General features: G+C 35.6%; 26 protein-coding genes. 18 read left to right on the forward strand and 8 right to left on the reverse strand.

The genetic code is table 11. The annotated features are described in order from the left end of the window. Positions 1 to 5 precede the first annotated feature (5 nt). From AC0INN_RS14800 to AC0INN_RS14810, 3 genes are all read left to right on the forward strand, one after another. Positions 6 to 476, forward strand: a complete 471-nt coding sequence (locus AC0INN_RS14800) for a ribonuclease domain-containing protein (RefSeq protein WP_306613846.1) — start codon at positions 6 to 8, stop codon at positions 474 to 476. A 70-nt stretch (positions 477 to 546) separates the two neighbouring features. Then, on the forward strand, positions 547 to 1,083 hold the full coding sequence (locus AC0INN_RS14805; protein ID WP_306613848.1) for a matrixin family metalloprotease: 537 nt from the start codon (positions 547 to 549) through the stop codon (positions 1,081 to 1,083). Continuing rightward, positions 1,080 to 1,388 carry a barstar family protein gene (locus AC0INN_RS14810; RefSeq protein ID WP_172279834.1) on the forward strand — a complete coding sequence of 103 codons (309 nt, stop codon included), beginning with the start codon at positions 1,080 to 1,082 and terminating at the stop codon, positions 1,386 to 1,388. The genes AC0INN_RS14805 and AC0INN_RS14810 overlap by 4 nt, the downstream gene beginning before the upstream one ends. A gap of 86 nt (positions 1,389 to 1,474) precedes the next feature. On the opposite strand, the gene AC0INN_RS14815 is transcribed toward AC0INN_RS14810, so the two are convergent. After that, positions 1,475 to 2,791 (reverse strand): T9SS type A sorting domain-containing protein, encoded by a 1,317-nt coding sequence (locus AC0INN_RS14815; RefSeq protein WP_306613851.1) that lies wholly within the window; start codon positions 2,789 to 2,791, stop codon positions 1,475 to 1,477. Positions 2,792 to 2,940: 149 nt separating this feature from the next. Between AC0INN_RS14815 and AC0INN_RS14820 the strand changes: the two genes are divergently transcribed. Together AC0INN_RS14820 and AC0INN_RS14825 are read left to right on the forward strand one after the other, a co-directional pair. Beyond that, positions 2,941 to 4,593, forward strand: a complete 1,653-nt coding sequence (locus tag AC0INN_RS14820; protein ID WP_273648798.1) for a helix-turn-helix domain-containing protein — start codon at positions 2,941 to 2,943, stop codon at positions 4,591 to 4,593. After that, a complete protein-coding gene (locus AC0INN_RS14825; protein WP_273648799.1) occupies positions 4,590 to 5,723 on the forward strand; it encodes a tetratricopeptide repeat protein in 1,134 nt (377 codons plus the stop codon). The genes AC0INN_RS14820 and AC0INN_RS14825 overlap by 4 nt, the downstream gene beginning before the upstream one ends. Before the next feature lie 74 nt (positions 5,724 to 5,797). On the opposite strand, the gene pafA is transcribed toward AC0INN_RS14825, so the two are convergent. Then, positions 5,798 to 7,444 (reverse strand): alkaline phosphatase PafA, encoded by a 1,647-nt coding sequence (pafA, locus tag AC0INN_RS14830; protein ID WP_306613854.1) that lies wholly within the window; start codon positions 7,442 to 7,444, stop codon positions 5,798 to 5,800. A gap of 335 nt (positions 7,445 to 7,779) precedes the next feature. On the opposite strand from pafA, the gene AC0INN_RS14835 reads away from it, so the two are divergent. Both AC0INN_RS14835 and AC0INN_RS14840 read left to right on the forward strand, forming a co-directional pair. After that, positions 7,780 to 8,436 carry a hypothetical protein gene (locus AC0INN_RS14835; RefSeq protein WP_273648802.1) on the forward strand — a complete coding sequence of 219 codons (657 nt, stop codon included), beginning with the start codon at positions 7,780 to 7,782 and terminating at the stop codon, positions 8,434 to 8,436. 9 nt (positions 8,437 to 8,445) lie between these two features. Then, positions 8,446 to 8,985, forward strand: a complete 540-nt coding sequence (locus AC0INN_RS14840; protein ID WP_273648803.1) for a GNAT family N-acetyltransferase — start codon at positions 8,446 to 8,448, stop codon at positions 8,983 to 8,985. A gap of 2 nt (positions 8,986 to 8,987) precedes the next feature. On the opposite strand, the gene AC0INN_RS14845 is transcribed toward AC0INN_RS14840, so the two are convergent. Beyond that, positions 8,988 to 9,329 carry a winged helix-turn-helix transcriptional regulator gene (locus tag AC0INN_RS14845; RefSeq protein ID WP_172279846.1) on the reverse strand — a complete coding sequence of 114 codons (342 nt, stop codon included), beginning with the start codon at positions 9,327 to 9,329 and terminating at the stop codon, positions 8,988 to 8,990. A gap of 118 nt (positions 9,330 to 9,447) precedes the next feature. Here AC0INN_RS14845 and AC0INN_RS14850 point away from each other — a divergent pair, with 118 nt between their 5' ends. From AC0INN_RS14850 to AC0INN_RS14875, 6 genes are all read left to right on the forward strand, one after another. Beyond that, the gene (locus AC0INN_RS14850; protein ID WP_306613857.1) at positions 9,448 to 9,855 is read left to right on the forward strand and encodes a DoxX family protein; all 408 of its coding nucleotides are present in this window, start codon (positions 9,448 to 9,450) and stop codon (positions 9,853 to 9,855) included. 69 nt (positions 9,856 to 9,924) lie between these two features. Then, positions 9,925 to 10,509, forward strand: coding sequence for a TetR/AcrR family transcriptional regulator (locus AC0INN_RS14855; protein ID WP_306613859.1), 585 nt, complete (start codon positions 9,925 to 9,927; stop codon positions 10,507 to 10,509). Between the two features lie 63 nt (positions 10,510 to 10,572). Then, a complete protein-coding gene (locus AC0INN_RS14860) occupies positions 10,573 to 11,310 on the forward strand; it encodes an SDR family oxidoreductase (protein WP_306613861.1) in 738 nt (245 codons plus the stop codon). Positions 11,311 to 11,550: 240 nt separating this feature from the next. Next, positions 11,551 to 12,528 carry an SDR family oxidoreductase gene (locus tag AC0INN_RS14865; RefSeq protein ID WP_306613863.1) on the forward strand — a complete coding sequence of 326 codons (978 nt, stop codon included), beginning with the start codon at positions 11,551 to 11,553 and terminating at the stop codon, positions 12,526 to 12,528. A 26-nt stretch (positions 12,529 to 12,554) separates the two neighbouring features. Next, on the forward strand, positions 12,555 to 13,376 hold the full coding sequence (locus AC0INN_RS14870) for a helix-turn-helix transcriptional regulator (RefSeq protein ID WP_306613865.1): 822 nt from the start codon (positions 12,555 to 12,557) through the stop codon (positions 13,374 to 13,376). A gap of 54 nt (positions 13,377 to 13,430) precedes the next feature. Continuing rightward, complete coding sequence (locus tag AC0INN_RS14875) at positions 13,431 to 13,667, forward strand: hypothetical protein (protein WP_306613867.1); 237 nt, start codon at positions 13,431 to 13,433, stop codon at positions 13,665 to 13,667. Between the two features lie 63 nt (positions 13,668 to 13,730). Here the strand turns inward: AC0INN_RS14875 and AC0INN_RS14880 are convergent, their stop codons facing one another. After that, on the reverse strand, positions 13,731 to 14,744 hold the full coding sequence (locus AC0INN_RS14880) for a gliding motility protein GldB-related protein (RefSeq protein ID WP_273648817.1): 1,014 nt from the start codon (positions 14,742 to 14,744) through the stop codon (positions 13,731 to 13,733). A gap of 71 nt (positions 14,745 to 14,815) precedes the next feature. After that, positions 14,816 to 16,147, reverse strand: coding sequence for a DUF2268 domain-containing putative Zn-dependent protease (locus AC0INN_RS14885; protein ID WP_306613869.1), 1,332 nt, complete (start codon positions 16,145 to 16,147; stop codon positions 14,816 to 14,818). Between the two features lie 311 nt (positions 16,148 to 16,458). Here AC0INN_RS14885 and AC0INN_RS14890 point away from each other — a divergent pair, with 311 nt between their 5' ends. The 4 genes from AC0INN_RS14890 to AC0INN_RS14905 all read left to right on the forward strand — a co-directional run bounded on the left by AC0INN_RS14890 (position 16,459) and on the right by AC0INN_RS14905 (position 19,397). Further along, positions 16,459 to 17,007: a hypothetical protein gene (locus AC0INN_RS14890; RefSeq protein ID WP_306613871.1), complete on the forward strand. Its 549-nt coding sequence runs from the start codon at positions 16,459 to 16,461 to the stop codon at positions 17,005 to 17,007. 119 nt (positions 17,008 to 17,126) lie between these two features. Next, positions 17,127 to 18,035 carry an alpha/beta fold hydrolase gene (locus AC0INN_RS14895; protein ID WP_306613873.1) on the forward strand — a complete coding sequence of 303 codons (909 nt, stop codon included), beginning with the start codon at positions 17,127 to 17,129 and terminating at the stop codon, positions 18,033 to 18,035. 92 nt (positions 18,036 to 18,127) lie between these two features. After that, positions 18,128 to 18,544 carry a VOC family protein gene (locus tag AC0INN_RS14900; RefSeq protein WP_172279863.1) on the forward strand — a complete coding sequence of 139 codons (417 nt, stop codon included), beginning with the start codon at positions 18,128 to 18,130 and terminating at the stop codon, positions 18,542 to 18,544. A 124-nt stretch (positions 18,545 to 18,668) separates the two neighbouring features. Further along, positions 18,669 to 19,397 carry a DUF3108 domain-containing protein gene (locus tag AC0INN_RS14905; protein WP_172279864.1) on the forward strand — a complete coding sequence of 243 codons (729 nt, stop codon included), beginning with the start codon at positions 18,669 to 18,671 and terminating at the stop codon, positions 19,395 to 19,397. 61 nt (positions 19,398 to 19,458) lie between these two features. Here AC0INN_RS14905 and AC0INN_RS14910 read toward each other — a convergent pair whose 3' ends face one another. The 3 genes from AC0INN_RS14910 to AC0INN_RS14920 all read right to left on the reverse strand — a co-directional run bounded on the left by AC0INN_RS14910 (position 19,459) and on the right by AC0INN_RS14920 (position 23,292). Further along, a complete protein-coding gene (locus tag AC0INN_RS14910) occupies positions 19,459 to 20,385 on the reverse strand; it encodes a malate dehydrogenase (RefSeq protein WP_172279865.1) in 927 nt (308 codons plus the stop codon). A 139-nt stretch (positions 20,386 to 20,524) separates the two neighbouring features. Then, positions 20,525 to 21,076, reverse strand: a complete 552-nt coding sequence (locus AC0INN_RS14915) for a biliverdin-producing heme oxygenase (RefSeq protein ID WP_172279866.1) — start codon at positions 21,074 to 21,076, stop codon at positions 20,525 to 20,527. A 26-nt stretch (positions 21,077 to 21,102) separates the two neighbouring features. Continuing rightward, entirely contained in the window at positions 21,103 to 23,292 is a 2,190-nt protein-coding gene (locus AC0INN_RS14920) for an ATP-binding protein (protein ID WP_306613877.1), read from the reverse strand. A 336-nt stretch (positions 23,293 to 23,628) separates the two neighbouring features. Between AC0INN_RS14920 and AC0INN_RS14925 the strand changes: the two genes are divergently transcribed. Beyond that, entirely contained in the window at positions 23,629 to 24,675 is a 1,047-nt protein-coding gene (locus AC0INN_RS14925) for a linear amide C-N hydrolase (RefSeq protein WP_273648826.1), read from the forward strand. Positions 24,676 to 24,678 lie beyond the last annotated feature (3 nt).

Here is a 24,678-nt window from a genome sequence, read left to right on the forward strand (position 1 = left end):
GTAAAATGAGACCCGTATTTTTTGCCTGTATCGGCCTTCTGTTTGGAATGTCTGTGATGTATATTTTCAATAAGTTTTCTGGTACAGAAAAAGATACTCAGAATCCAAAAGCTGAATACAGCACAACTGCCGGTACAGCAAATCAACAATCTATCGATCAGCTTACCGCAGAAAAAACGGTAATCAGTTATGTAAAGGAACATCATCAGTTACCTGATTATTACATTACAAAAAATGAAGCCAGAAAGCTTGGCTGGAATCCTTCGAAGGGAAATCTTTGCGATGTTCTCCCCGGACGTGCCATCGGAGGAGACCGCTTCGGAAACAGAGAAAGAAGTCTTCCGCAAGGGAATCAATACTATGAAGCTGATGTAAATTACAGTTGTGGAAGTAGAAATGCCGACCGTATTATTTTCACAAAAGATGGGGATGTATATCTTACCAAAAATCATTATAAAAGTTTTGAAAAACAGTAGCTGCTTAATCAGCATTCTGATGCTGATGCTTATTCTATTTTCCTGTTCAGATAAATCGCATAAGCTGACAATGGAAAATAAAGGATTGATAGTATTGGTTCAGCCATTTAATGATTTAAAACCTGAAAGTGTAAAATTCGTAAGCAATGAGATCAGGAAAATATATCCGGATATAAAAATTCTGAATGCTATAGATTTACCGAAAGAGGATTATTATCCGGAGAGAAAACGCTACAAGGCTGATTCTGTTATCAGATTTTTAAATAACAGAACCGACAGAGGTTATGTCACAATCGGCTTAACATCAAAAGATATAAGCACCACTAAGGGTAAAATAAAAGACTTTGGTATAATGGGACTCGGTTATAGACCCGGAAAAGCATGCGTAGCATCAAATTTCAGATTAAATAAAGCAAAAGCTGATGAACAGCTTTTTAAAATTGCCATTCATGAACTTGGTCACACACAGGGATTGGGGCATTGCCCTGAAAAAACATGTTTTATGAGGAGCGCAGAAGGTAAAAATCCCACAGATGAAGAGGTGGATTTTTACAAAAAATGCAAAGCCTTTTTAATAAATAAAAATTGGAAATTCAATTCAATATGAAAACAGTATATATAGATTTTACAGATATAGGAGATTATGAAGATTTCTATAGCCAGTTGAAAGAGAAAATCAGTCTTCCGGAACATTTTGGGGACAATCTTGATGCCCTTTATGATGTTATTACGGGTGACCTGGAAATGCCTCTGCATCTTGAGTTTGTTAATTTAACGGTAGATCAGCTGGAATTATTTGAGGACCTGCTCACCACCCTGGAGGATGCAGAAGAAGAGCTTGAGGGTTTTACTTTCAGCTATTATCTGGAGCAGTATGAAGATGATGACGAAGAAGCTCCCGAAGAAGACTAAACTTAAATCCCATCAAAAAAATAAAACTCGCAGATGTATCTGCGAGTTTTTTTGGCCTGAGTCAAATAAAAGTGTCCAATTTTTATCTACTGTTTAATGAATTTTAGACTTTGTAAAATTTCCCCCTTCACAAAAATCTGCAGTATGTAATTCCCTGTCGACAATGAGGAAACATTAATCTGATTTCCTGCAGAATCTGAGGTCATTACTTTCTGACCGACCATATTATAAATTTCAGCTTTTTCTATTTTTTCAATTCCTTTCACGTAGAGGATATCTTTTACCGGATTGGGATAGACAGATATTCCCTGACCTTTTTTGATTGCTTCGTGGGTAGATAAGAATTCAGAAAGGTCCAGATAGAATGCTACAATCTGATTGGAAGAATTGGTCCCAACACCCGCTATTTTTTTCCCATCATGGGAAATTGCCAACGGCAGGGACATCGTTATTCCCTGAGTATTGATCCCCAGGCTTGTCGCATAATCATTTAGATTGATTCTTCCCCCGACAGCTGTCCATATAAAGCCTTCTCCAGACATCGGAGGTGCTGCAAAAGGCCTGAAATAACCTATTACCGTTCCGCCATCAGCAGAAATTCCGGTTGCACCGCCTCTGAAGAAGGCTGAGGAATTAGGATGTGTAATGTAAGTAAGTCCTGAAGTACTGTTCCATACATAAGGATTGGGCATACCTGCCCCTATTATTGTGTTTCCGTCGGCAGAAACGGCTCCTGCTTCGCCAACATTATTTCCGTTACTGTCTGTAATGTAGCTTTCTGTTCCATTCACCCATTTAGCACCACTTCTGGTTCCGTTGTCTTCATCCTGCCAGCCAACCACAACCGTCCCATCAGCATTTACGGCATTAGCCCTCGAACTTCTTCCCGAAACTATGCTTCCCAGGTCTACCATCCCGTTTTGTGCAGTCCATTTTACCGCATGAGCATTGGCAGCAGTTAACCATCCTAATCCTACAATGATACTTCCGTCATACGACAATCCCCAGGTAGAACTTACAGAGCCGTCCCATCCTGTAGGAACAAGTCCTCCCAGGGAAGTCCATGTTGAATTAGCGATATCATAAACTGATATCTCATTAAATCCCGTACCCGTATTGGTCATTGTAGAGGCAATTTTTGTCCCGTCATTAGAAATTACAGCCCTCCCTGCACCGGGATAGCCATTAGAGGTTGCTCCGATCTGAGACAACCCGTTAACGGCATCCCATTTAAAAATCTGACCACCACTACTCTGCATGCTTACAACCCCATTATCAGATACTGCACCCGGTGAGTAATTGGCTGTCGCCATCACCGTCACCTGAGCATTCACGACCGAAAACAGGTTGAATAAAAAGTAAGCGTATACCGTTTTTGTTAAAATCTTGTAAAAGTTTTCCATATTTATTTGGTTTTAATATTTTGAATTGGCGGAAACAATATTAATATTATATTTACCATTTAAAAAGAATTTGGCTTACATAATTCGTGAAATCCAAAAACATTTAAAATTTAAATAATTAAAAATCACCATATTATAAAAATTCAACTTTGAGGACAGATTGTAAGACGATTGAAAAAAGAAAAGCAAAAAACGAATTATTTTTATCTTGTAGTGTCATAAAATGTGCGATTTTACTCCTGACTTTTTTATCCTCCGTTTTTTACCATGCACAATCCGGCCCCGATTTTTCCATTTTAGCAGATAAAGCATTTCAGAAGCTTTACCAGAATCCAGATAACTGTATCAGTTATACCCAAAGCTTATTGATCAGCGACCAGAATACAGAGCATAAAATGATTCTGCAAAATATAATCTCACAGGCTTACGCCATGAAAGGGGATTATGTACAATCCGTTACAACATCAGCACAGCAAAATGATTCCGAAAGAAAAAACCTTTCTTATTTTATGCAACTGTTCAGCGATTATAATCTCGCGGATCAATACCAGAATTTAGATTTGTATAACCAGTCCGGAGAGATCATTTCCCGTCTTTTATCAGATCCTAAACTATTAAAAAATGACAGTCCGAAGTCTAAAATTACCGTTGCCAAACTGTATCAACTGCAAGCCATCAATTCTGCCATTATAAGAAATTTTGATACCGCTTTTGCGAATCTTAGCAAAAGTGATCAGTATATTGATCTTCATAATGAGGAAAACCGCATGATCAGCATAGAAAATAAAATCTTCCGTGCCTCCTATCTGCTTCGGCAAAACAAGTATATTGATGCTAAAAAATTATTGGATCATGTTATTTCTGATGTTGAGAGAAGCCCCGACCAACCTTTTCTCTCCGCGTTAGCCAATGAAAATTTATCCCGTTATTATTTTCTTAACGGAAATTATAAAACAGCCCTTGCCCATCTTGAAAAAGGACTTTCTGAAATTGAAGATCTTCCTTATAATAATTTGAAACTGAAAATATATGAATCACTGGCAAAAACCAATTTCGCTTTACATAATGATATAAAATACCATCAATACAATAAGCTGTATACCGAATTAAGATCTAAACTTGATTTCAATCAAAAAGAAGGTATACGGTATATCGTTAAATTGGTAGAAACTTACCAGAATAACAACCTTGAATTCCAGAAACAGAATGAGTCCAGGAAATTATGGATTTTAACCTTTATCATTCTTGCAGTTATTACAGCATTGGTTATCTATTTCTTTCTGGAAAAAAACAAAAATAAGGACCTGAAAAAACAGCTGTACTTTTTTGAAAAACAAAAACTGCGGGCACTTTCCGCTCCTCTTAAAACAGATCATGTGGAGACCGGAAAAGAAAACAGAATTGACCTTAACTCTGAAAAAGACACCCATAAAATTTCGAAAGAGAAAGAAAAAGAAATTCTCCAAAAATTGAATGAGTGGGAGCAATCTCACCGGTACCTTAACCGCAATATGTCTCTTTCATCTTTATCCGCACAGATGGGAGTTAACACCAAATATTTATCTGAAGTAATCAATACCAGCAAAGGTAAAAATTTCAATGGGTACATCAACGAGCTCAGGATCAACCATATCGCTCATTTATTAAAGACAGATCCCAGCTTTCTTCACTATAAAGTAAGCTATCTGGCAGAGTTTTCAGGATTTTCGTCGCACAGTGCTTTTACAACAGTATTTAAATCAGTAACGGGAATGTCTCCCAATGTATATATTCAGGAAATCACAAAAAATAAAGCATTATGAGAATAGGATCCCATACCATTTTTATGATCATATTATTTGTTAACTCTTTTTTCGTGTGTGCTCAGAGCATTTCTCATGATTCACTGCTCAAAAAGGCCCGCCTCGATATTTATGATAACCCCGATCACGCTATAGCCATTGGAAAAAATTTATTGAAAAAGGAAAAGGATATTAACAAGTCCATATCTGTTTATCTGTTATTGTCTACCGCAAATATTGCAAAAAGAAACTTTGATGAATCATTTCAATATATTCTGAAAGCAAAAGACCTGGCTCAAAAGACCAACGATCTGAAACTACAAACCAGTGTTTTGGTTTCCGTAGCTATACAATACCAGCAAATGGAACTATTTAGTAAGAGTTTGGAAACCCTTAATGAAGCTGACCGTTATTTAGAGCGTCTTCCAAAAGAATCTCCTGAAAAACTTATTGAAACAGCTAGAAGCTATGCTATCCGGGGCATGATTTATAAAAGCCAGTCCAACTCGGAAATTGCTCTGGAAAAATTCCTGATCTCTATCGGGAATTTTGAAAAAGTAAAAATGAAGAAAACCACCTTTGCCAATATGAGTGTGGTTTATTACAACATAGGATATTGTTATCTTAATCTGAATGAACAGGAAAAAGCCAGGCAGGCATTTATCCGCTCTATACAATACGCAGAAAAACTCAATGCCAAAAGTCTCAAAGCATTTGCCCTTAAAGGCTTGGCAGAAATGTACAAGCAAAACCGGGAAAATGAAAAAGCCCTGGGACTTCTTATCCAGGCAGAAAGCCTTTCTCAAAATACAGGAGACCTCATCCTCAATGAGGGAATCTACAAAGAAATGTCAGAAAACTATCTGGCCATGGGAAAGCCTGACCTTTACCAGGTTTACAACAAAAAGTATTTTGAAATGCGATTTAAAAGGGAACAAAGTGAATTAAGCTCCATTAATCATTCCATCAATAACCACAACAGGGAAACACAGAAGAAAGCGAAAGAACTTAGAAATAAATACAACTATCTTAGTATTGGGATTATTTTATCCGGTTCAGCAATTATTGCTATTCTCATTTACTTCATCGTAAGTATTAGGAAACGAAATAATAAATACCATAAAGAAATTCAATTACTGATCAGATCATAATCTGAAAATTTCAGCATGACCAACAAAAAAGCATCCCGAAAGGAATGCTTAATAATGTATACTATGTGGTAAGTTTATTTTCCAATCACTTCCGTAATAGGATTTCCAACCGTACCACTTGGAAACTGAATTTTAAGTAAAGAAGACACTGTAGGAGCAATATCCGTCATAAAATAAGGTTTATTACTTTCTCCGTGCTGAACTCCCCATCCCATAAATAATAACGGAATGTGAGAATCATATGAATTCCATACACTGTGCGTTGTCCCCGTTTTTGCATAAGACGGAAGCATGGAATCATGAGAGATCAGCTGAATATCTCCACTTCTCTGCCTGTTGATTCCGTTGATAATTCTCTGCTTAATCGGCTCCGGGATCGAAGATTCCTGTACTTTGGTTACAGAAACAGCATATAAAACGGTAGGATCATTTTCCAATTCTTTAACTGTAAAATTTACTACATCATCTAATTCGATCTTATTATCTTTTAATAATTTTCTATCAAAATAAATCTGATAGTTGTCTACAGCATTAATCAGTTTGTCTACTCCGAATTTCTCTTTTAATTTCTGATTGATATCTTTCTGGCTGTTTTCTCCAAAGAAACCTGTAGCTATTTTATGCTCTTGCACGAAACCTACAGAATGTGCTCCACCATGGTCTGCAGATAGAAAAACAGTATATTCACCCTTTCCTACCTTAGAATCAAGATAATTAAAGAATTCCGCAAGATCCTGGTCTAATCTTAAATAAACATCTTCTACCTCAATCGAGTTAGGTCCGAACTTATGTCCCGCATAATCCGTTGAAGCAAGATTGATCGCTAAGAAATCTGTAACATTATCATTTCCTAACTTCTCCCCTTCCACTGAAGCTTCAGCTAATTTCAGTGTCAAGGTATTACCAAAAGGAGTGTAGCGTATATTGTCTTTTTTATCCTTATAATCTTTTGCGAGATTACTATAAGGGAATGTTGGCGTTTTTGAACTTCCTAAAAGACCTTCCCAAGCAGAGTTATCCGGTGCACTTTCTGTATACTGATTAATAGGCAATAAAGTATTCCATCCGTTAGCAACCAGCTTTTCAGGTAAATTTTGTGAATTGAAAGATTTCACCCACTCTGGCAGATCATTCATATACCAAGTACTGGTAATAAAATTCCCTGTGGAATCATCAAACCAGAACGCTCCGTTTGGAGTATGTCCCGCCGGAAGAATGGAAGCTCTGTCTTTTAAAGATACCCCGATTACCTTTGCCTGGAAATTGGTTGCCAATTTTAGCTCATCCGTCACAGTTGTCGACCAAAGATTCTTCGGCGAGTGGCTTCCTATTTTAGTATTTTTGGTTCCAACAGGCTGTACACTTTCATCGGTAGTACAATAGACATTCTTTCCTGTCTCCTTATCGGTCCAGTCGTTTCCTGCAATTCCATGAATAGCCGGAACAGAGCCTGTATAAATACAAGTATGTCCTAGAGCTGTTATCGTAGGTACATAAGGAATATGAACATTATTTAAAGCATAACCTGTATTCAGCAATCTTTTAAAACCATCATTTCCATACTTATTATAAAAGCGGTAAAGATAATCCCAACGCATCTGGTCTACAACTAAGCCTACAACTAATTTGGGTCTTTCTAATTGAGAATTTTTGTTCTTCTGAGCATCAATTGTAACTACGGACAACATGGTAAGTGCCGCAATTGAAATTTTCCTAAGCATCTGGTAAATTTTTATTGCTAGCAAATTTAAGGGTTTTGAAAGTTTTGTAGTATGAAATTTTGATTAAATTTGGATTTTATATCTTAATTAAAACTGATATACTTAATGAGTCTAAAGATATTCTCCGTATCTGTCTTTTTCTATTGAACGGCTGAATATGCGATATGAAAATAAGATTTAGTATAAAAAAAGTGAAAACGGATTATTAGATTTTTTGATCCTGAGTTAAGAAAAAAGTAAAAAATAAAAATTACGGAAATGGAATTATCAAAAAATTACAATAATTTTCAAGAGCCGAAATAGACGAATATTAATACTGGCCTAATATCACAAAAATGCATTCACAAGCAATTAATCAAGAAGAAGATAATAACCCTTCATTTGATCCTTCTCTCTGGAACTCTCATTATATCTATGGTTTTATCAATGGTAATCCAATGCAGAAAATTTCAGATAAAGAAGCAGTTTCGGAAATTATAAGAAATACCGTTGGTAATCAAGGTTTCATTGCAATAGATTCTATTTTTCACCCTTATTATCTTGTTAATCAAAATGGAGCAACGGCATGGGACCTTGCCTGGTTTTCGATTTTTCTTAAGGAAAAAAAAGTGATCACAGAAGTTGCCAACAATGAAACTGCAATCGTAGTAGAATCTGATAACCTGGGATTAAAACAATTCAGGGTTTGGCCAAATGATAGCCTGGATCCTAATAAATATCAACAATATCAGAAGTTCGTCCCTTTTATTTTACCTTATCTTACTTATTCAAAGAATGAAGAGACCCCTCCACATTGGACAAAAATGATCGAAGCAGAGATACAGTTGCAAGGGCATGCCGAAACCTATATTGAGAATTTCAATTCAGTATTTTCACAATTTGTTTCAGGGCATATCATGACTTTGGGATTTGGTCAATTTGACAGGGAAAATCCCGATGATCTCCTTGAAAGATTTACTGATTTTTATGAAAATAATATTGCTAACCGATAGACCTTTCAAATGACAGAAATTAAGAAGTTAGAAAAACTGATATCTGACCCAACAGTCAATTGGGGACTTAATGGATATGAGACAGATACGATATTTGTTGTTTCCGCCATTGCGATGGGTAATATTTTTGAATTTTCATTAAGAGAGAAAAAACAGCATTATAAAAAAAACTGGGAAACAGGTCCTGATGAGATTAATGATCTCAATGAGGTTATAAAGCAGGGACACTCTTTCGGGGCCTTTATCAATGGTGAACTTGTAGGATGGCTTATTGCCGAATTCCGGGAGTGGAATAATAGCTTTTATATTGAAAATATTTTAATCAGTGAAAAATTTAGAGGACAGGATATTGGAAAGCAACTGATTAAAAAGGCAAACAGAGAAGCCCGGGATTTAAATTGCAGAATCGTAGAACTGGAAACCCAAAACACCAACTACCCTGCCATAAAATTTTATCTGCGTGCAGGATTTAGTTTTACTGGGATCAATACAAAACTCTATAATGACTCTACGGAAACAGCAATATACATGAGCTTTGATGTCTTATAGCTCTACCATTCACTTAGAATTCTTGATCGGTGAGAAAGTCCCCAGAAGTGCAGCTCGTCCAAAACTTTTTCAAGGGACATGCCGTGCTCTGTAATGGAATATTCTACTTTAGGCGGAACAGTATCAAAAGCTTCCCTTTTTATCAGTTTATTTACCTCCAGAAGTTTCAACTCTTTGGACAGAATTTTATCTGTAATACCGGTTACTTCTTTAGAAAGTTCGCCAAATCTTTTGGGTTTTTCAGATAAAGAAAATAAAATTAATAATTTCCACTTTCCTTCTACTGCTTCAAGAGCATCCTTAATAGAAAGCATTGTCTTGGGGCATCCTCCTTTTGCCAGCATAACTTATTGATTTCATTATTACTTTCCGGCCGGAAAGTACTATCCAAAGGGAAAGTAACCATGGCCGCATAACAAATGTAAGTAATTTTGAATCATTAAAATCAATAGATCATTAGAAATGAAAACCTCAAAAATTTTAAGCATTACCATTTGGGCTGCAAAAATCTTTTTATCCGTTTCACTACTTTGGGCAGCCTCTATGAAATTATTCCAGCCTGCTGAAACATTAGCTCAAATGTGGCCATGGACTGAACAAAACCGTAGTTTGGTTTTGGTAACAGGAATTATTGATGCGGTGGCTGCGATCGGGATTCTTCTTCCTGATCTGATAACACTCAAATCAAGGCTTACTTTATACACAGCATATGGAGTAATTATATTGATGATTTTCGCAAGTGTATTTCATATTTCACGGGGAGAAGCAGGACAAATTGATATAAATATATTTTTTCTGCTGTGGCTCTGTTTATTATCTGGACGAAAAAGAGATGATCTCATTTTTAACTCAATCGACAAAATCAATTAAAGATATTACAAATTCCATTTTGTACCGAACGGTACAATTACATACCTTTGCTCTGTTAAATCATTCATCATGGCAGGAAGACCTAAAATATTCGACGAGCATCAGGCAATTGAAAAGGCTACTGAAGTTTTCAGAGCAAAGGGATACGATGCGTCTTCTGCAGACGAATTGCTTAATGCGATGGGAATAGGAAAAGGAAGTTTTTATCATGCCTTTAAAGGAGGAAAACAGGAGCTTTATGTACGTTCCATTGAACAGTTTTCCGAAGGTTTTCTTAGTAGATTTGAGCAGCAGCTTTCAAGTTCTGATAACGAAATTGAACTGATTAAAACATTTTTTTTACAGCTTTCCCAAAAACCTGATTGCGATAGAGAGACAGGTTGCTATCTGGGAAATGCTTTAGTACAGCTATCCGAAAAAGATATTGAAGCCAAGCACATCTCAGGAAGGCTTTTGAAAAAACTTCAGCAGACCTTTAAAAAATCGATCAAAAAAGCTCAGGACACCGGACAAATAAAAAATGCAGAAGATCCTGAAATTCTTGCGTGGCATCTCACCAATTTATGGAATGGACTTCATGTTACAAGACGTATGGAGAATTCATGTAAAACACTTCGTTCAATCATTGAAATGAATTTGAAAGTGCTTGACTAAATTTTTTTGGACAATTTTGTACTAAATGGTACAATATAAAATAAATATTTTAAATCAACAGTTATGAACATTACAAACAACACCATCCTTATCACAGGAGGAGGATCAGGAATCGGCTTAGAAATCGCAAAATTGTTAAATCCGTCCAATAAAATTATTATTGTAGGTAGAAACAAAGAAAAACTTGACAATGCTGCTCAGGGATTGGAAAATGTATTCACTATTCAGGCAGACATCACTGATGAAAATGACATCAATCGTCTGATAGAAGAGATTAAAATCAATTTTGGGACATTGAACATCCTGATTAATAATGCCGGCCATGCATATGCTTATACTTTATCGGACTCTTCTGACACCTATACTAAAGCGATTGCAGAATTTACAACCAATTACTTTGCTCCTATCCGACTTACTGAAAAATTACTCCCTTTACTGAAACAGCAAAACAACGCGGCAATAGTTAACGTATCCTCAATTGTTGCATTTATTCCGGGATCTCATGTGCCCACCTATTCGGATTCCAAGGCAGCTTTACATTCCTATACAAGATTATTGAGATATGAACTGGCAAAAGATACGGGCATTAAGGTTTTTGAGCTTATGCCTCCTTTGGTTGACACAGATTTCTCTGTAGAGATCGGTGGTCGTGAAAACGGCATTCCGGCATCTGTTGTTGCTGAAGATCTTGTAAAAGCCCTTGAGCAAGACACCTTTGAAGTTCGCGTCGGAAATACCGAAATGGTTTACAATAATTTCTTTGCAGGCTCAGAAGGCGCTTTCGAGGTATTCAATAAATAATAAAGAATTAAATAATAGCTTTTAGAAGTTAATAGTTCTTTTATATAAATGCAAAGCCGGTGTTCAATTGAATATCGGTTTTGTATTTGTAATAAAAGAGTTTAAAATTATAGTGAAGAAGCATAGGGTATTTCCAGATTTTCAGATTAACTATGAACCTCACAACAAAGAAAATTTGAACTCCTCAACAAAGCCAACAGCTTAGTTTATTATGAACTTTGTCCTGTAAAATTAAAAAAAATGGAAAATTTAATATCAGGAAAAACGGTATTGGTAACAGGAGGAACCGGATTCGTGGGAATTCACACAATTCTTCAATTATTACAACAAGGATATACAGTAAAAACAACCCTTCGCTCACTTCATAAAAAAGATGTCATATTGAAAGCACTGAAAGAAGGTGGAATTTCAGACTTCTCACACCTGTCCTTTTATGAAACAGACCTTACAAGTGACCGTAATTGGGATGCAGCAACCAAAAACTGTAATTTTGTAATTCATATAGCGTCTCCTTTCCCTGCTCAAGATCCTAAAGATGAAAATGAGCTGATTATTCCTGCCAGGGATGGAGCTTTACGCGTATTACAATTTTCGAGATCTGCAGGGGTAAAAAGAGTAGTTCTTACCTCATCTTTTGCCGCAGTTGGTTATACTAATAATACAGAAGGACACATTTTCACAGAAAGAGACTGGACAGATCTCAATGCTGAACTTCCTCCTTATATAAAATCGAAAACTGTTGCCGAAAAAGCAGCTTGGAAATTTATACATACAGAAGGTAATAATATGGAATTAACCGTAATAAATCCCGTGGGTATTTTTGGTCCTGCGCTCGCTGGAATTTCTTCAGCTTCATTGGATATTGCAATTACAGGAATTATTAACGGAACTACCAATTACAATCCCAATTTCACTATGGGTGTAGTAGATGTAAGAGACGTTGCGGATATTCATATCAAAGCCATGCTCCATCCTAATGCTGCTGGAGAAAGATTCATTGCCACTTCAGAAGGAGTTATGTCATTTTACGATGTAGCTGAACTAATAAAGGAAAAGAGAAGCGAATATGCTTCCAATATTAAGGCGTTAAATCCAATTGACATTCATTTCTACAAAGAAATTTCTAATGAAAAAGCCAGATCTTTACTGGGATGGAATCCCAGAAGCAGAGAAGAAGCAATATTAGCCAGTGCAGATAGTTTAATGTTAAAACCATAAATTTGTCATACTAAAGCAATAGTCCATTGAAATTTAACAACATACAATCCTGCCACCTTGGTCCTGAAATATCACCGGAACAATTTATTCCGGAACATTTCTTTCTGTTTTTGCTCAAAGGATCAATGGTTTCATATGATGGTTATAAGCATTACACTATGAGACCCGGGGATTACTGCATTGCAAGAAAAAATCATCTGGTACGTTACACAAAGCACAAGGAAGACGGAGCCTTTGAAAAAGTAATTATAGCTTTTGATGAAGCATTCCTAAAAAAATTTCTGGAACGTCATCCCTACTCTGTAGAACCAACGGAAAACGACGACTCCTTTTTGTTTATAGATGAAGATAAACTGATTAAAAATTTTGTTCAGTCCTTAGAGCCATATTACAACGGAACAGAACAATTAGACAGTATTTTTGTTGATATTAAAAGAGAAGAACTTCTTATGATTCTGTTAAAAAACAATCACGAACTAAAGAATATCTTCTTTAATTTCAGCGCCCCTCATAAAATTGATTTGGAACTATTTATGAATCATAATTTTAAATTCAACATCAGCCTTGAACGCTTTGCATTTATGACAGGAAGGAGTTTGTCAACATTCAAGCGTGAATTTAAAACGATCTTCAACATGACTCCCGGTAAATGGCTAATAAAAAGGCGTTTGCAGGAAGCTTATTTTCTATTGGACAAAGAGCATAAAAAACCGACAGAAATTTATATTGATCTTGGCTTCGAAGATCTCTCCCATTTTTCTTATGTATTTAAAAAGCAATATGGATTTTCTCCCGCATATTTGAATAACAGATCCCACTCCTCATCAATGACCAATCAGTCGCATTAAATTGCCTTGATAATTTTAGTATATTAGTAATCAATAAATTAAAATACTATTACTATGAAAAATTCAAAGAAATTATCAAGAACAGATCTGGTATTGATCAGCGGCGGTGATACAGCGTATGCATTTTGCCTCGATGGCGTTTGTCCTCCGGCGGGTCCTGGTTATGATACTTACTGTAGTGGTGATGTATGTTATAAAACTCCCAAAACAGGTGGTGGCCCAATAGGTGGATGTCATGAACCCAAACGTTTCTGCCAGGAATGGGAAACAGGATGTGGATGCGTCTACTAATGATATGAAAAAAGAGTGGTTACCCACTCTTTTTTGTTGAAATCATTTCAACAAAATAAATGTTTACAATGTAGCTATATAATTTTCGTAGCCGCTTTTGCCAAGCACCTCTTTAGGGGTCAGTTTGTATATATCCTTCCACGATTCAGGTCCATGCTTTTCTACATATTTTTCTACAATCCTGAAGCCAAGCCAGTAATTTAAAGTTTTGGGAGCTTGGGGGAAAAGCTTTTTCCGATCATTTCTTAACAATGGATTATCTCCTGAGGTATCCTCAAAATAAGGTTTTACATTGGTGAAGATTTCCTTTTCATGATTCAGATACCATGTCCAGTTTTCCTGGGACATATTTTCTACTGCATTGTGCTTCTCCATTTTCCCTTCGAAAAATACCCAGGTAAAATAACAGGCAAAACCCTCATCAATAGTCTGGCTTAATGCTGAATTTTTATCTTTATCCTTATTTCTGAACTTTTCATATACCAAATGATTGAGTTCATGAGGCAACCCTTTCTCGAGTATAAATTCAGGATCAATATTTTTATTATTGAGTTCAAGAGCAAATTGCCCGGCATTACAACCTCCAAAACCAATTCCTGTTAGTGGGCTGAAAAGTATACTAATAGTTGCTTTAGGCTGGTATGGAACCATTCTGCCAAATTTCTTCAAATTAGTAGTCAGCACACGGTTGATATTCACCTTTAGCAATTCTTTTGTTTTATGATCAAACTCAGCTTTATGTTTGGGATAAAGTGTTTTATTCCATTCAACCATTCCTTCCGGAGTATTGTATAAAGAAGCATTTTTTTCACCAAAGATCATAGCATAGCAACTATCCCAAAGCCTTTTATGAGGATGATAAACCTTTTGAACAATCATTTTTTCATCAAAAGAATTATTGTGATGCGCCAGTATCTGATATTTGAAAAGGTTTTTAATGACAATATCATTCACTTTAATACTGTCTGCCACTTTCTCAACATCTTTTTCGAAAGAATTCTCTGGGCTAAGCTTTTGGTTGGTAGAACAAAAATACACTGTAATAACACTGAATATCAATAATGTAGTCCTTTTCATCTCGTGGTTTTAGGTTTATCTTGGTATCTATTTTTTTCTTTAGCGCGGTAATCTTGATGCTTTTATTTCACTTATCTGAACTTTAGGTCATATTTACTCTGATCAAGAAACAGAAGTGGATTTTCCATTTCGATCATTTCTTTTAAAGCGGATTTTTTATCTGTGGCATTTTCATAATAGGCTTCGGCCAGATTGTAGCCCATTCTGTAACCAAGATCTCCCGGCCGGTCCTTGCTGACAGAAGCATTAAAAAGCCAGTTACTAAAATCTTTTGTGCATAACTCATTTTTGAGCTCATTCCAAAGTCTTTTCTCATTTTCTTTACCATACATAAATGCTCTGCTGTTATAGTTCTTTTTTTCCAACAATACTTTCTCCGAAATATATGATGCCACGCCTTCTTTTATGATATGTTCCAGAAGAATGCATTCACATGCATTTTTATCAGTTTTTCTCTGTTGGGTATGGATGTATTCATGAACCGCTGTTTCTTTAATAAAATCAACCACATCCGATTCATTATTCCGGGATAAAATATCCGCTTTTAGGTTTTCATTCGTTATTTCAGATATATCACAATCCTTATTTCCAGCAAGCATTTCTACGCCTATCAATATATAATTACCCGAAATTGTTCCTCCTGTTGACATAGGGCCAATAACAAAACAGATTTTAGCAGGTTTTGCTTCCGGATACCATTTTTTGAATTCAGTGATCACTGATCCTATATTTTCCATCTGCATGGCTATCATGGTATTGTTTCTGACACTAGTATAGAATTTACTGTATTTTTTTATCCGTTCAACAAAAAACTCTGCAGAAAAGTACCTTACTTTCTCAAATTCCCTAAGCCCATCTGTTGCGCGGTCCAGATATATTTTTTGGATAACATCTATGCTATCCTGTTTACTTTTTGCCAGCTTCAACTGATCATATGCTTCCCAAAAATGCATGACATCTACAGTCATGATATCTTTAGCATTTTCTTTCTTCAGACCAAGAGCTACCTTCTCCCGGTTTTTCAATTCATTTTTGGTCAGTTTTTTTGAAGTAATTCCAATCACCCCATTTGGTTTTTTCTCTTTTTCAACAGAACGAATAACCAGCTTGTAATAATCATCTTTTTCGGGTGAAAACTCCATTTTATCATAACCATTGTTACCGTCTGCAAGATCTACAGAAGCAACTTTTTTCCCTGATGAATCCATAAGTATAACTTCAACATCTATATTATTTTGATAAACTGTAAAGAGATAAATATCTCCTTTTTTCAAGTTCAAATGATAATGAGCATCAGAAGATCCATCAAATGACAGATTTGGATATGATTTCCCGAGTTCTATTTTTTGTCCGTGCGAAAATGCATATACGATGAATAAGAGAAAAAATAATTTTTGCTTCATATTGAATTAAGGTGTCTATCATAATAGACAGTTCAAAAATAAATTTTATTACAAGTGAAATAAGTATTTACAATATTTTTTAATAATATTTTAATTATAAGTTCAGAAATATAGAATATAATTTTTCACTACTTTCAATTTTACATAAAGAAAATTTGCTTCTTTTATTTTTATAAACACACCCACTTTTTCGGCTACAGAAAAGTAGATTTAGTCTTTTAGCTGAAATCTATTTATTATTCAGATTTGTTTATTTTAAGAGAGAGGTTTTATTAAATTTGCGATCTTAAAAAACTACGATCTGATTTAAAATGAGCGTCAATAAAAATGTCTTAGAAAAAATGTCAAGCCAGGGGCTTGAAAAATATATAAAACCAGATACTAAGGTTGTGCCTCAAGCTATTCTATATGCATCTGATATATTGGAATCCAGAGGAAAAGAATTCAGTCCTGAAGAAATTGAACGAAAGAATTCTTTGATCACAACAGAAAAAGAAAAAGCAGAGGTCATTCCCCACTCTAACCATATGAAAGCAGCTAACTTAATTTATCTTTCAGCTGCGTTAGGTGTCGGTAATATGATCTGGACCTATGAATCTCTTAGTTCAGGTTCTGCAATATTTACAGCTGTAGTAACAATTGCAATCATTTTTGGAATTGGATATTTAGCAGGAAAAGGTACAGAATTGATAAAATATGTCCTTTTGGTTCTTTTAATTTTAGGAATTCTTGCAATCCCAATTGTAATAATGAATTTTTTAGCAGATCCTGTTCTTGGAATTATAAATGTTGCTCAAACTATTCTGCAAATATGGGCTGTGGTTTTGTTATTTAAGGTACCGAAAACCGTAGAAATATAATCCTACAAGATCTGGCTGGATTATTTTAAAAGTACAGAGACCTATCTTCTATCTCTTAAGATAAAAGAGGTGTAATAAATACCTGTTATAAAATGTTATATTCGTATAAAATTGTATACATGAAATTTATTTTCTTTACTCTGCTATTATTCATTAATACTATATCAGCTCAATCCAAATCTGAGGATTTTTTTCAGACAAGTGATCATGTACAGATCCATTACAAAGTTTCCGGAAATGGTGAAGCCTGTATCTATATTCCTGGAGGACCGGGTCAGGGCTATCCTTCATTTGAGTTAATGGGAGGGAACCATCTCGAGAAAAATCTTAAAATGGTCTACATGGACCAGAGAGGATCCGGAAAATCTGCACAATCGGATGATTATCATTTGGATAAAATGGTACAGGATATTGAAGAATTAAGACAGCATCTAAAATTAAACAAGGTTTTCTTAATGGCTCATTCTTTTGGAGGAATTATTGCCGTAAGCTATGCTAAAAAATATCCTCAAAATGTAAAAGGCATTATTTTAGCCAATGTGACTTTACATTTCTTAAATAATGAATCTGTCAAAGAACAGATTGAATATGCCAATGAGCTTCTTCATTTGAAAAACCAAAAGATTGCAAAAGACAGTCTTTCTTCTGAGCTTTCCAAATTAAGCAAGGCTTTAAGATCCAAAAGAATGGGATTCAGATTCCTTACGGATGATATTGAAACGATCAAAGAAATGGATAAGGTTGATTCATTACATCCAAGAATCATTGACTTCGGAATGGCCGTTATTTCAAAACCCAAAGAATTCCCGGAGTATTATGCAGATTATACATTAATTACAAAGGATATCAAAACCCCAACATTGATCATTACAGGAAAAAAGGATAAGGCTGTAGGTACAAAACACTATCAATCCTTTAAGTTCCCTGATAAAGAAATTGTTTCCATTGATGGCGGACACCTGCTGTATTATGAAAAAAATCCTGAATTCATTAAAGCGGTCTGGAATTTTGTAGGAAGGAAAAAATAATAAATCTGCAAATTGTCAATAAAAATAATTCAAACATAGATGCTATTGGTATTGTATTAGCTGCCTTAATCATACACCATAAATATTAAGCTATGAAAGCATTAAAAAAAATTGACGAAAACACCAATGTTATTACATGGTTTGAAATTCCGGTCATCAATACGGAAAGGGCGAAAACATTTTATGAAACAATTTTAGATATTAAAATGATCACACGCTCTATTCCGGAAACTCAGGAAGAACTTACCTTCTTCCCTTATAACCCTGATGTTGTGCAGGCTACCTCGGGTAGAATTACAGGAGTTTTATCAAAATCAGAAAACAATCAGCCTTCGGACAAAGGAACATTAGTCTACATCAATGCTTATCCGGAAATCCAGGTGGTCTTGGACAAAGTAGAATCGGCTGGTGGCAGGATCGTAAGTCCGGCGATGAAAATGAATGCAGGCTATATTGCTGTAATTAGAGATACGGAAGGCAACCGAATTGGCCTTCACGCTGAAAAATAAGAGATTACCTAAAAACGCACAAATTGTGCGTTTTTTATTTCTCCCTATCCCATAATACTCATAGCAATGTAACATTTGTTTATTTTCAGTGACTTACTGATTATAACCAACAAATAACTATACTATGAAAACAAGGTTTCTTTCCTGCACAGTTCTCATGATGATATTAGGCAATTCCCTATTTTGTGCACAAGATAAAGTTCAGACTCCTGAAAAGAATGAAGTGATCAATAACTTAATCAAAAATGAAAAAGAAGCAATGATCTGGTATGCCTTAAAGGATGGGGCTAAAATTGAAATTGCTAAGATAAACACAGAAATTACCCGTAGCAATACCACAGTGGATGTAAAAACTACCGTAAAAATGGCTGGTAAGCCAGATTGGGTTGATGAAACCATTGCAGAGCTTCCTCAATTAAAACCAATAAAACATACTTCTTTCAACACACAAAGGGACATGGCTTTACATTTTGGGAAAACAGTAACCGGATATTATACAGACAAAGCAAGCAATACCAAAACCGAAATTAACGAAAAGGGAGAGGGAGGATTTTTCGATAGTAACATCTATCCTCAGATCATCCGGTGGTTACCGCTTAAAGATCATTATAAGACTGATATTGCCATTTTTGACTACAATCCGAAATCAAGCAAGAGGTTAATGAAGGCCCATATTACAGATACACAAAAAGGAACTTTTCTCAATAAAGAGGTCTGGATGGTGAGTGTGACAGATGATATTTCTGACAATGCTGTAAAAATGACTTTTTATATTGACACAAAATCCAACCAGGTTTTGAAACAGGAAATTGATGCGGGTGGAAGAAAGATGTTGATCGAAAGAATTGATTAAAAAGACTACATAAAAAAACGCGCCTTTTGGGCGCGTTTTTTATATATAAAGTTTAATGTAATTAAAACTTCAGATCTCCGTTCACTTCTCTTACCGCTTTAGCAGCCTCAGCAAACTTCAATTGCTCTTCTACAGTAAGTGTTACGTTTACGATCTTTTCAACACCATTTTTACCGATAATAGCAGGAACACCTAAGCAGATATCAGTTTGGTTGTATTCCCCTTCAAGCATCAAAGAACAAGGGATCATTTTTTTCTGGTCACATGCAATTGCCTGAACCATTACAGAAACAGCCGCACCTGGAGCATACCAAGCTGAAGTTCCTAATAATTTAGTTAATGTAGCTCCACCAACTTTCGTTTCTTCAATTACATATTTTTGTTGATCAGCATCAAGGAATTCAGTTACAGGAACTCCGTTTCTTGTCGCTTTGCTCAATAATGGAAGCATTCCTGTATCACTGTGAGCAGCGATTACCATTCCGTCTACATCAGAAATAGGGCTTTCCAATGCTTCAGCCAATCTGTATTTAAATCTGGCAGAATCCAATGCACCCCCCATTCCGATGATCTTATGTTTTGGAAGACCGGAAGTTTTGTGTACTAAATATGCCATTGTATCCATAGGGTTAGAAACTACAATGATAATTACATCAGGAGAATGCTTTACCAGGTTAGCAGTAACGTCTTTTACGATTCCTGCATTAATTCCGATCAATTCTTCTCTTGTCATTCCAGGTTTTCTTGGAATCCCTGAAGTGATTACTGCTACATGAGATCCTGCAGTTTTGCTGTAGTCTCCTGTTGTTCCCGTAATTTTGGTATCAAAACCGTTAAGCGACGCTGTCTGCATCAAATCCATTGCTTTACCTTCAGCAAAACCTTCTTTAATGTCTACTAAAACTACCTCTGAACAGAAGTTTTTCATAGCGATGTATTCTGCACAGCTTGCTCCTACAGCGCCTGCACCTACTACAGTTACTTTCATAATGTATACTTTTTAAAATTATTTATTTTTAGTTCAGTCTAAAAATTTGACTCCCAAATTTAACAATTCCTGAAAAATTGAGCAATCTTTCAGGAAGTTAATTATCTGCAAAGGATATATTTGGATTTCAGACCAGAAATTAATTTACGTTCAGTAAAAAAGTGTATAATTTTTTGGCTCCCGATAATACCTCGTTGTAGTTCTCTTCAGAAACTTCAGTATCCAGAACCTCTTTAAAGTTTTTCCACATGGGTCCCGTGTTCTCCTGATAACAACCGAAGAAATTGAAAGTTACCTCATCAAAACCCTCCGTTTTAGAAAGTTGTTTCGCAATAACATTTCCTCCTAATGTAGAACCTTCAATTACATACATCATTCCCAATGCCTCATGCTCATTATTTACCTCAAGTCTCTGGGATGTCTTTTGGTTTTCCAAAGCAAGACTTTCCAGATCTTTTTCGATAAGGGGAAGTTTTACTCTCTGTTCCAATTGAAGTTTATCACCAAACTTGTCATGAAGGCTGTTGAAAATTTTATCTTCAGAATGCAAAAGCATCAGGTAATTCGTATGAATGATTTTTTTATAATCTTCTAAAGTAAAGGTCTTATTAAAAATCTTTTCAGAGTTAAAAAGTTTCTCAGCAGCATCGTGATATTCAGCTGTATTTTGTTTAAGATATTCAGATACCATAATATGGATTTAAAAGTTCCTCAAATTTAGGGCTTTTTAAACGTTAAAATGAAAGAAGTACCCTCTTTATCACTTTTATAATCCACATTCCCTCCTATTCTCTTCATAATTCTATGAACAATAGACAGCCCGATGCCATTCCCCTTAAACTTCTTGGCATTATCCATTCTGTTGAAAATCTTAAACATTTTATGCTTTTCCTCTTCAGGAATTCCGATTCCATTGTCTGAAATTTTATAAACAACCGTTTCTCCCACTTCATGCCCTTCGATTTTTACTGTCGGTTGCTCCTGATGAGAGGAGTATTTTACGGCATTATTAATGATATTTAAAAATACCTGGTGCAACATGGTTTTATCTGCCAGGACCTCGGGAGCTTCCTTGATGATAATCTCTGTTTTCGGGCTATCGAAAGTGATTCTGGCATTCTCAGAAATTTTTTCGATTGTCTGATGAGGCTGCAGGCTTTCCAGTTCAATTTCACTGTGCTTTGCACGGCTCAATTGAAGGACATCATGCATCATCTCTGCCATATTATCAATTTCTTCGATAATAGACTTTAACTTATTTTTTTCCTTTTCGGATTTGTCAAAATTAGAAAGAAGCATCTGGGCATTAAGCTTCATTACAGTAAGCGGTGTTCCCAGGTCATGAGAGATCGTATAAGAAAAACTATCCAGCTCCTCATTTACCTTTTTAAGCTGGTCATTCAGCTGTTTTATGGTGTTATATTGCTTGTGGGATGTTTCTAAAATTACATCACGAACCACCTGTACTCCGCTTATGTTTCTGGAACTCCATCGTTTGGAATTACCTTTAATGTTTTCCTTAAATACTTCAAAAGATTTTCTTGGAGAAACGATCTGCTTTTCCTCCCCGTTTTGAACGAAAACATCAACCTTCTTTTCAGGATTTCCGGCCCAATCTATATGTTCGTCAAATTCCCGGCGGAACCAGATCAACATTTCATTCTTAACCCGGTCTATGAAGTATATGATAATCCCTGCACTATCTTTGTCGAGTTCCAGATCATTACCGTACTCTTTCAGGAAACTGCGGTTAATGTAAATACTTTCATCTGTGTTTTCGTAAGCCCAGTTTACTATTTTCTGAATAACTACGTGGGCTGGAGTAATTCCTGTTTTTACAATATTGTCATCCGAAATAATTGCCAGACCATCTGCTTCTGCAATATTCATAATTTCTTTCCTGTTCTGAACCAGAGAGTCGAATAAAGAATTTTGTTTCAGAAACTCTGTTTTCAGAAATGCAGATTTTTCATTCAGATCCAGGCGATACTTCAGTTCTCTTTTGGTTTTAAAAGACGAATAGGCATTAGATGCCAATGCTGTAAAAATCCCTGCCTGAACGCGGTCTTCCAGATCTATATGTTTAGGTTCGGTATTCTGACAGGTTACCAATCCCCATAGCTTATCATCGATAATGATGGAAACACTAAAACTTGAAGAAGCTCCTGAGTTTTTGATATACTGCCCATGAATAGGAGACATTCCACGTGACGCAGCGAATGTAAGATCTATATTTTGTTGTATTTTGCTTAAAATAGGAACAGTTTCAGAATATACATTACTGAAAATCCTCTTTCTTTTTTTAAGATACAGTTCCCTGGCCTGTCTTGGGATATCCGTTTCAGGATAATGCAATCCGAGATAACTATGTGTACCATTACTTCTTTTTTCAGCAATCACCTTCCCTGAACCATCGGTCATAAACTTATACACCATCATTCTGTCATAATTCACAATTTTAGAAAGCGTGTTTAAAAGCTGATCCCAGATTTCCTGAGCATTGTCTATAATATAAAAGTTATCGTACTTATTGGATATCCGCTTATTGGGATTTTCAATAACCTTCTCAAACTCTAAAAAGATGCGGCCGCTATTTCGGAAAACAGAAAAATGATATTCCGTTCCGTGGATGAATATTTTATCGAAATACGTCTCATTTTCTCGTCTTGTAAACGTATTCAGTGAATTATAAATCTCTGATTCTATAATACTTTGGAAGCTTTCCGGAAAATCACTGATCTTTTTATCGAAAAGGATGTTTACATCTTCGATAGCAAATATATCCCTTATATTTTCACTGAAAAAAGTAATGAAGTGAGATTCTGCATCAATGCCAATCAGGTATCCAAAACTTTGTACATACCCCGGAATATGGATGGGTTCTTCGTGACATTCTACAAAATTCATAGTATTCTAAAATCAATCAAATATAACGATTTTTTTGATGAAATATTACTTTGTGGTATCTAAACCTTTTATAAATTCAACTATTTAAATAACAGCACATTAGAATACAATCCATTGTTATTAATATAATAAATTTTGTTAAGAAAATCACAATTTTTTTCATAAAATTAAAGGAAAATGATTATTAACATCAAACTAATATTAAATTAAAATAATTCTAATAATTAAGTAAAATTCACTAGTTTTATATCACCAAAACATGAAAACATAAATAAATAATCAAATATTTTTAAAAGAAATATATTATTTATTTACCTAACACTCAAATACATCAGTATGAAAAAATTATTTATAATCCCTCTTATTTCCTTTTTTCTACCTGGACTCATTAATTATTCCGAAGCTTGTACAAGAGTTGTTTATAAAGGTCCTGATAACACAGTTATCACTGCCCGGTCTATGGACTGGCGTGATGAAATTGCAGTAAATTTATGGGTACTCCCGCGAGGAATACAACGTGACGGCGAAGTTGGTGCAAAATCCGTTAAATGGACCTCTAAATATGGCAGCCTTATCAGCACAGCATGGGATATTGCAACCGCTGACGGAATGAACGAAAAAGGACTTGTTGCCAATGTACTATGGCTGGGTGAAAGCCAATATCCGAAATTTAATCCCAAGGGACGTGAGAAAGGCATTTCGATTTCGATGTGGGCCCAATATTTCCTTGATAATTTTGAAAATGTAAAAGAGGCTGTCGATTATATGAAAAAAGAACCGTTCGTTGTTGTAAGTGATTATATCCCGGGAACTGAACGATTTACCACCCTTCATTTATCTTTATCAGATGCTTCCGGGGATAATGCTGTTTTAGAATACATCGACGGAAAACTGGTTATCCATCACGATCCGTCTTACACTGTAATGACAAACTCCCCTGTTTTTGATCAGCAACTCGCTTTAAATAATTACTGGAAAGGAATCCCGGGTACTATTATGCTTCCCGGAACCAATCGTGCAGCAGACCGTTTTGTAAGAGCTTCTTATTATATCGATGCGATTCCGAAAACTTCTGATACCCGCTCTGCGGTAGCAAGTGTTTTCAGTGTGATCAGAAATTGTTCGGTACCATACGGTATAAGTTCAGAAACAGAACCTAATATCTCTTCAACAAGATGGCGTTCTGTCTCCGACCATAAAAATCTGGTTTACTACTTCGAAACCGTATTCACTCCCAATACCTTTTGGGTAGATCTTAAAGAATTTGATTTCAGCCCCAAAGGAAAAATATTAAAATTAAACCTTGATAATTTTAAAACCTACAACGGAAAAACCAATAAAGACTTTGTAGAAAGCAAGCCTTTTAAATTCCTGGGACTTTAGATC

Source organism: Chryseobacterium subflavum (genome assembly GCF_055762745.1).

What these genes read in the sequence shown, in the direction of transcription:
- AC0INN_RS14800 (WP_306613846.1), top strand. Translation starts at nt 6, where the DNA reads ATGAGACCCGTATTTTTTGCCTGTATCGGCCTTCTGTTTGGAATGTCT.
- AC0INN_RS14825 (WP_273648799.1), top strand. Translation starts at nt 4,590, where the DNA reads ATGAGAATAGGATCCCATACCATTTTTATGATCATATTATTTGTTAAC.
- AC0INN_RS14815 (WP_306613851.1), bottom strand. Translation starts at nt 2,791, where the DNA reads ATGGAAAACTTTTACAAGATTTTAACAAAAACGGTATACGCTTACTTT.
- AC0INN_RS14905 (WP_172279864.1), top strand. Translation starts at nt 18,669, where the DNA reads ATGAAAACAAGGTTTCTTTCCTGCACAGTTCTCATGATGATATTAGGC.
- AC0INN_RS14910 (WP_172279865.1), bottom strand. Translation starts at nt 20,385, where the DNA reads ATGAAAGTAACTGTAGTAGGTGCAGGCGCTGTAGGAGCAAGCTGTGCA.
- pafA (WP_306613854.1), bottom strand. Translation starts at nt 7,444, where the DNA reads ATGCTTAGGAAAATTTCAATTGCGGCACTTACCATGTTGTCCGTAGTT.
- AC0INN_RS14805 (WP_306613848.1), top strand. Translation starts at nt 547, where the DNA reads ATGGAAAATAAAGGATTGATAGTATTGGTTCAGCCATTTAATGATTTA.
- AC0INN_RS14835 (WP_273648802.1), top strand. Translation starts at nt 7,780, where the DNA reads ATGCATTCACAAGCAATTAATCAAGAAGAAGATAATAACCCTTCATTT.
- AC0INN_RS14850 (WP_306613857.1), top strand. Translation starts at nt 9,448, where the DNA reads ATGAAAACCTCAAAAATTTTAAGCATTACCATTTGGGCTGCAAAAATC.
- AC0INN_RS14885 (WP_306613869.1), bottom strand. Translation starts at nt 16,147, where the DNA reads ATGAAGCAAAAATTATTTTTTCTCTTATTCATCGTATATGCATTTTCG.
- AC0INN_RS14900 (WP_172279863.1), top strand. Translation starts at nt 18,128, where the DNA reads ATGAAAGCATTAAAAAAAATTGACGAAAACACCAATGTTATTACATGG.
- AC0INN_RS14880 (WP_273648817.1), bottom strand. Translation starts at nt 14,744, where the DNA reads ATGAAAAGGACTACATTATTGATATTCAGTGTTATTACAGTGTATTTT.
- AC0INN_RS14810 (WP_172279834.1), top strand. Translation starts at nt 1,080, where the DNA reads ATGAAAACAGTATATATAGATTTTACAGATATAGGAGATTATGAAGAT.
- AC0INN_RS14920 (WP_306613877.1), bottom strand. Translation starts at nt 23,292, where the DNA reads ATGAATTTTGTAGAATGTCACGAAGAACCCATCCATATTCCGGGGTAT.
- AC0INN_RS14875 (WP_306613867.1), top strand. Translation starts at nt 13,431, where the DNA reads ATGAAAAATTCAAAGAAATTATCAAGAACAGATCTGGTATTGATCAGC.
- AC0INN_RS14865 (WP_306613863.1), top strand. Translation starts at nt 11,551, where the DNA reads ATGGAAAATTTAATATCAGGAAAAACGGTATTGGTAACAGGAGGAACC.
- AC0INN_RS14925 (WP_273648826.1), top strand. Translation starts at nt 23,629, where the DNA reads ATGAAAAAATTATTTATAATCCCTCTTATTTCCTTTTTTCTACCTGGA.
- AC0INN_RS14855 (WP_306613859.1), top strand. Translation starts at nt 9,925, where the DNA reads ATGGCAGGAAGACCTAAAATATTCGACGAGCATCAGGCAATTGAAAAG.
- AC0INN_RS14895 (WP_306613873.1), top strand. Translation starts at nt 17,127, where the DNA reads ATGAAATTTATTTTCTTTACTCTGCTATTATTCATTAATACTATATCA.
- AC0INN_RS14915 (WP_172279866.1), bottom strand. Translation starts at nt 21,076, where the DNA reads ATGGTATCTGAATATCTTAAACAAAATACAGCTGAATATCACGATGCT.
- AC0INN_RS14845 (WP_172279846.1), bottom strand. Translation starts at nt 9,329, where the DNA reads ATGCTGGCAAAAGGAGGATGCCCCAAGACAATGCTTTCTATTAAGGAT.
- AC0INN_RS14840 (WP_273648803.1), top strand. Translation starts at nt 8,446, where the DNA reads ATGACAGAAATTAAGAAGTTAGAAAAACTGATATCTGACCCAACAGTC.
- AC0INN_RS14860 (WP_306613861.1), top strand. Translation starts at nt 10,573, where the DNA reads ATGAACATTACAAACAACACCATCCTTATCACAGGAGGAGGATCAGGA.
- AC0INN_RS14890 (WP_306613871.1), top strand. Translation starts at nt 16,459, where the DNA reads ATGAGCGTCAATAAAAATGTCTTAGAAAAAATGTCAAGCCAGGGGCTT.